General features: G+C 71.5%; 1 protein-coding gene. It reads left to right on the plus strand.

The genetic code is table 11. The features are described from left to right. Positions 1–188: 188 nt before the first annotated feature. The coding region (locus ACYVKZ_RS21090; protein ID WP_460994432.1) for an IS110 family RNA-guided transposase at positions 189–1,345 on the plus strand (1,157 nt) is incomplete at its 3' end.

Raw genomic sequence — 1,345 nt, forward strand, 5'->3', positions numbered from 1 at the left:
GCATGACGTTCTGCCCCCAGTCGTCCATGATCCGGGGGGTGTTGTCACCGGGACCCGTCCTGGCGGTCGCGGATCGCTGATAGAGGCACGACCCAAAGTTCCAAGGGACCTTCGTAACGTGGATGCCGAGCGTGATCGCCTTATCCGGCCACGGCCTGACGGGAGCGGGAAAGGGGAGCGCATTGGGAGTGTCCGCAAGCGTGCCGGCGGTGTTCGTCGGGCTCGATGTCGGAAAGTCCGATCACCACGCCGTCGCCCTGGGCCTGGACGGGAAGGCCCTGCTGGACCGGGCCCTGCCCAACGACGAGGCCAGGCTCCGGGCCATCCTCGCCGCCCTCGCCGAACACGGCCCGGTGCTGATGGTCGTGGACCAGCCCGCCACCATCGGGGCGCTGCCGGTCGCCGTCGCCCAGTCCATGGAAGGGATCGAGGTGGCCTACCTGCCCGGGCTGGCCATGCGCCGGATCGCGGACCTGCACCCCGGCTCGGCCAAGACCGACGCCAGGGACGCGTTCATCATCGCCGAGGCCGCCCGGACCATGCCCCACACCCTCCGCGCGATCCGCGCCGACGAGGAGCAGATCGCCGCCCTGGCCCTGCTGGCAGGGTTCGACGACGACCTCGCGCAGGAGGCCACCGCGGTCTCCAACCGGCTCCGCGGCCTGCTCACCCAGATCCACCCCGCCCTCGAGCGCGCCCTCGGGCCAAGGGCCGCCCACCCGGCGGTGGCGGACCTGCTCACCCGCTACCCGACCCCCGCCAGACTGAAGGCGGCAGGGCGCGGGCAGGTGCGGGCGAGGCTGAAGAAGCATGCCCCGCGCCTGGCCGAACGGCTCACCGAGGAGGTCTTCACCGCCCTGGGCGAGCAGACCGTCACCGTCCCCGGCACCGACGCCGCCGGGGTCGTGATCCCGATCCTGGCCGAGCAGCTCGCCGCCCTCACACGGCAGCGGGCCCAGGTCGCCGCCCAGGTCGAGGCCCTTGTGGAGGCCCACCCTCTTCACGAGGTCCTGACCTCGCTCCCCGGAGTCGGGGTCAGGACCGCCGCCAGGATCCTCACCGAAGTCGTCGGCAAGGACTTCAAGGACGCCGCACACCTGGCCTCCTACGCCGGCATCGCCCCGGTCACCCGAAGATCCGGAACCTCGATCCGCGGCGAGCACGCCCCCAGGGGAGGGAACAAGCGCCTCAAACGCGCCCTGTTCCTCTCCGCCTTCGCCTCACTGAGCCATCCGCCCTCGCGGGCCTACTACGACCGGAAACGAGCACAGGGCAAACGGCACAACCAGGCCCTCATCGCCCTCGCCCGCCGCCGCTGCGACGTCCTCTTCGCTATGCTCCGCGA

It is taken from the genome of Sinomonas soli (assembly GCF_054782415.1).